Here is a 4,971-nt window from a genome sequence, read left to right as displayed (position 1 = left end):
TTGATGGCGACCTATATCTTCAATCCGAACATCCGCCTGCTGAACGAATATGCCTGGTTCGACGCCGATGAAGGCGTCGACTACGGCGGGTTCATCACGCAGTTGCAGGTGGATTTCTAGCGAAGCGCCGATTGATTCGGCGCTTCCCGTTCGGGACAGGACCGGGCACACGGTGCCGGATTCACGGCGCCCGGCGCGGGCATGTACCGCGCCGCTGTGAGCTGAACACGGCCAGGGGCGGCGTTTTCAGCCTTGTCCCTGGCCTTCGCCCGGCAGGCCGCGCAGGTCCACCAGCGGGTCGACGTCGAGCGGCGCGGGGATGCTGCCGATGTCGTGCATGACCTGCGCCGCGCGGCGCAGGCCGGGCAGATCGATGGCACCCGTGCGGTTCCATACCGGTAGCGTGCGCTCGAAGGCGCGCTCCAGCTCGGCCGCCGACAGGGTGTTGTCCGCGCGTGACAGCAGCAGGGCGCGCAGCGCGGCCGGCTCCGCCAGGCAGTGCGCCACGCCGCGCAGGTATGCGCGCAGCAGGCGAGTCAGCAGTTCGGGCTGCTGTTCCACGAACGCCGCGCGCGCCACCAGCAGGCCCCACTGGAAGTGCGGCTCGGCCTCGCTGGCCGGTCCCACCAGGCGCAGCACGCCGGCGGCCTCGCCCTGCGCCACCAGCGGCTCGACCATCAGCTGCGCCGACACGCTGCCGTCGGCCATGGCGTCCAGCGATTCGTACTCGCTCCACAGTTCCTGGTAGCGCACGTCGTGTTCCGGGTCGAGCCCGGCGCGGGCCAGCAGCATCCGCATCAGGTGACCGTCGCAACTGCCCCTGGACAGGACGCCGACGGTGTGGCCGCGCAGTTGCCGCACATCGGTGATGTCCGGTCGCACCACCAGCAGGAAGTGGTCGAGATTGCCGATGACGCTGCTGGCGACGACACGCCCGTCCGGGAAGCTGCCGTTGGTCACCGCCTGCAGGAAGGGCGGCGTACCCATGCGGCCGAGGTCGATTTCGCCACGGCCCATGGCCTTGGCCAGCGCATCACCGCCCGGAATCACCCGGACGGTGAGGTCGATGCCCTCGTCGGCAAAGAAACCTTGATCGAGCGCCATCAGGAATGGCCAGTCGTGCTGGCCGCCCTGGTTGGCGTGGCCCCAGGTGAACGGTGTGAGAGCGGAATTGGGCATGACGGGCACATCCGGCTGTGAATCGGGAAGTGCCCATTATCCGATCGATGGGGGCGTCCATGCCCCCTGCGCGGTTCAGACGTCCCGTGTCAGGGTGTAGGACTGCGTGCCGGGCTTGAACTCGCGCCGCTTGAACGAGGCCAGGGCGGTGCGTACCCAGTCGTCGTTGGTCTCGCGCGACAGTTCCCACAGCTTGGCCATCTCGTAGTCGATGGCGGGCTCGAAATCCATCCAGCGCACCTTCTCGTAGACCTCCTTGGTCTTGGCCAGCACGGTGCGGCCCAGGCGGCTGAGCATCTTAACCACGCGGTCGGTCTCGGCATCGAGCTGCGCCAGCGGCAGCGCGCGCGTGGCATAGCCCATTTCCTCGGCCTGCTTGCCGGTGAAGGTCTCGCCGGTCAGCGCGTAGTACAGGGCCTTCTTGCGGGAGGGCATGTTGTTGGCATAGGCCCAGGTGGTGCCGCCGCCGGGGAAAATGCCGAAGTTGACCTCGGACAGGCCCCAGGTGGATTCCTCCGCCGCCAGCACGATGTCCAGCACGCCGGCCAGCGCCATGCCGCCGCCGAAGCACCAGCCGTTGACCTTGCCGATGGTGACCGCCGGATGGTTCTTCAGGCGCGTGAACCAGCCAAACGCGTTGGTGTTGATCTCGGCCATCAGCTCGGGCTTGTCGAACGGCTCCAGGAAGCAGCCTTCCAGGTCCATGCCCGCGCAGAACGCGTCACCGGCGCCGGTGATGACGATGACCTTGCAGCGCGCCTGGTCGATCTCGTCCAGCACCTTGCACATTTCCGCGTGCAGGGTGGGGCTCATGCAGTTGCGCTTCTCGGGCCGGTTGAAGGTGACGTAAGCGGCGCTGTCCCGGATGTCCAGCAGGACCGTTTGATAACTCGCCATGGTGTTCCTCGGATGGTGACTTGTTTGGCGTTGCGGGTGTTTACCGAACGATCGGTATGTTCAACGCGCCGCCAAATCTAGCAGGCTTTGCCTTCGCCTTGCACGCGGCCGTGTGCAGGTCTATAACCATCCGCTCGGCCCAGCGCGGGCTGGTGGCGCACCCCGTCACCGTTGTGTCCATGGACGGATGTCGATAACCAACACCTGTCCGGAGGAGAACCATGGACCAGACCACGCAACGTGTGACCCACAGCGGCCTGATGGATTTTCGGGCCTGGCTGCACGAGCTCGAACGCACCGGCCACCTGGTGCGCATCGATGACGAAATCGACCCACAGACCGAAGCCGGCGCCATCATGCGCCTGGCCAACGAGCGCCTGTCCCCGGCGCAGTGGTTCACCAACTGCAAGGGCGCCATGAAGGGCGCGACGCTGCTGGGTGGCCCCTTCGCCACCAAGGAGCGCATTGCCGTCGCATTCGGCCTGGCGCCGGACACGCCGCACTCGGTGGTGACCGATGTCTTCGCCGACGGCCTGCACGGCAAGCGCATCAAGCCGGAGATCGTGTCGTCCGGTAGCTGCCAGGAGCACGTGCTGCTGGGCGACGAGGTGAATCTGGACCTGCTGCCGATCGCCAGGCTGCACCCGCAGGACGGCGGGCCCTACGTCGGCACGCTCAACATCGGCGTGTGCAAGGACTTCGATTCCGAGTGGGTGAACTGGGGCACCTACCGCGGCATGAAGCACGACCGGCGGAGCACCGGCCTGTGGCTGGGCCCCCTTAACCAGGGCGGCCAGATCCTCAAGAAGTACCGCGCCGAGGACAAGGTCATGGAGTACGCCATGTTCTTCGGCGGTGATCCCATGCACAACATCGTGGCCTCGTCCAGCGTGCCGCCGGGGGTATCCGAGGTGGAGGTTGTCGGTGGTATCCGCGGCGAGCCGGTCAAGCTGGTCAAGTGCAAGACCGTGGACCTGTACGTGCCCGCCAATGCGGAGATCGTGCTGGAGGGCACGGTCAGCCCCGGCGACGATCGGGAGGAGGGCCCGTTCGGCGAGTACCCGGGGTACGTGGTGTCCGGCACCAATCCGCGGCCGGTGTTTCGCCTGTCGGCGCTCACCTTCCGCAGCGATCCCATCCTGCCGGCCACCTGCCTTGGCGTGCCGGTGGACGACGCCATGATGTGGGTGCTGGAGGTGGCCTCCAGCGTGAAGGAGGCCCTGCGTGCCAAGGGTGTGCCCATCGTCGACGTGGCCGTGCCGGAGTTCAGCGGCTGTCATGCGGTGGTGGTGTCCACCAAAACGCCGTACGCCGGCATTCCGCAGCTGATTTCCAGCATCAGCTGGACCGACCGCAACGCCAGTTACTTCCCGTACGTGATCGTGGTGGACGAGGACGTCGACCCCTGGAACCTGGGCGAGGTGTTCCACGCCATGTGCACCAAGTGCAACCCGGTACGCGACATCCACATCTATCCCGGCCACATCAACAGCCCGCTGACGCCCTACATTGCCGGTCATCCGCTGCGCGAGTTCGGTGCCGGCGGTGGCAACGTGCTGTTCGACTGCACCTGGCCGATCGAGTGGACGGCCGAGCAGCGCCCGCATCGCCTGGCCTTCAACAACACCTACCCGGACGCGGTGAAGGAAAAAGTGCTGGCCAACTTCGCGCGCTGGGGGCTGCAACGCTGAAAAGGCGGCGTCATTCTCCCAGGTCGGCCGGTTTCAGCGCCGGCTGGCCTGGGGGCCGCCCGAGCCCGGCATGAGTGTGCGCATCGTCCGTCTGGGCAGCCCGCGCCTGCCGGGCGAGGGGCTGCGGATCGGCACCGTGCGCCGGCCGCCGCGCGGCGTGCCGAAGAACCAGCACGCCAGCGGCGACTGGTACGACGTCTGGTACCCGGAGCTGGCGCCCTCCGCGGCGTTGCTGCGCACGGCGCGGCAGGCGGCCGACGAGGCGGACTGGCAGCGGTTTCGGACCCGCTACCGTGCCGAAATGACGACGCCCGGCACGCGCCGCACACTGGCGCTGCTGGCGGCCTTATCGCTCCACACGGACCTTTCGGTGGGCTGCTACTGCGCCGACGAGACGCGGTGTCACCGCGGCGTGTTGCGCGAGCTGTTGCGTGAAGCCGGGGCCGATGTGGTGGTCTGAGCGGCCGCCGCAGGGGCGGGCTACAGGCTGGGCTGCAGGAATTCCGCGCGCAGGTCGCGATCGAAGTACGACAGGGCCTTGCCGAGCTGTGATTCGGTCCAGCGTACCGGCTGAAACTGCGGGTGCACCTCGGTGATGCGGCCGCCGGAGCACAGTTCCAGGCGAATGCCGAACGGGTCGTGAAAGTGCAGCGAGAACGTCTTGCCGTAGGACTGGCGCGTCGGCCCGTAGATGTCGATGTTCACGCCCGCTTCACGCAGATACTGGCCATCGATCAGGATGTCGTTGGGGTCTTCCTTGGTGAAGGCGATGTGGTGCAAGCGTCCGGCTGGCCCGGGAAACAGCGCCAGTTCCTGCCCGCCGGCTTCCTTGGACATGCGAAACAGCAGCGCCGACAGCAGGCGCGCGCCGTCGTCGCTGTCGATGCGTTCCGACACCACGAACCCGAGGACGCCGGTCAGAAAATCCACTGCCGCCTGCGGGTCACTCACGGTGATGCCGGCATGGTTCAGGAAGAACGGTGCCGGCGTGCCGCGCAGCGCCCGCGGCGTGACCCAGTCCGGTGAATCGAAACCGGTCATGTAGCCGATCTGCGGCAGCTCGGCGAACAGGCGCAGCACGGGGCCGCCGGGAATGGCGAAGGTGATGGACTCGCCCATGCCGGTCAGCGCGCCGGCCGGCGCCCGTGTCACCGCCACGCCGGCGGCATTGACGGCCGCCTCGAGCGTCTCCAGGTCGCCCGCG

At 67.3% G+C, this 4,971-nt stretch carries 5 protein-coding genes; 2 read left to right on the top strand and 3 right to left on the bottom strand.

Features of this window, described 5'->3' with window-relative positions; all coding sequences use genetic code 11:
- Positions 1-246 precede the first annotated feature (246 nt).
- Positions 247-1,179: an ABC transporter substrate-binding protein gene (locus ABYX71_RS10300; protein WP_372696411.1), complete on the bottom strand. Its 933-nt coding sequence runs from the start codon at positions 1,177-1,179 to the stop codon at positions 247-249.
- Positions 1,180-1,254: 75 nt separating this feature from the next.
- Complete coding sequence (locus ABYX71_RS10295; protein WP_372696410.1) at positions 1,255-2,076, bottom strand: p-hydroxycinnamoyl CoA hydratase/lyase; 822 nt, start codon at positions 2,074-2,076, stop codon at positions 1,255-1,257.
- 221 nt (positions 2,077-2,297) lie between these two features.
- Here ABYX71_RS10295 and ABYX71_RS10290 point away from each other — a divergent pair, with 221 nt between their 5' ends.
- Both ABYX71_RS10290 and ABYX71_RS10285 read left to right on the top strand, forming a co-directional pair.
- A complete protein-coding gene (locus tag ABYX71_RS10290; RefSeq protein ID WP_372696409.1) occupies positions 2,298-3,767 on the top strand; it encodes a UbiD family decarboxylase in 1,470 nt (489 codons plus the stop codon).
- Between the two features lie 70 nt (positions 3,768-3,837).
- Positions 3,838-4,227 (top strand): DUF488 domain-containing protein, encoded by a 390-nt coding sequence (locus tag ABYX71_RS10285; RefSeq protein ID WP_372696408.1) that lies wholly within the window; start codon positions 3,838-3,840, stop codon positions 4,225-4,227.
- Positions 4,228-4,247: 20 nt separating this feature from the next.
- Here ABYX71_RS10285 and ABYX71_RS10280 read toward each other — a convergent pair.
- The coding region (locus tag ABYX71_RS10280; protein WP_372696407.1) for a VOC family protein at positions 4,248-4,971 on the bottom strand (724 nt) is incomplete at its 5' end.

This window comes from Immundisolibacter sp. (assembly GCF_041625615.1).
Lineage (GTDB): Bacteria > Pseudomonadota > Gammaproteobacteria > Immundisolibacterales > Immundisolibacteraceae > Immundisolibacter.
This window is presented reverse-complemented; position numbering and strand designations above follow the sequence as displayed.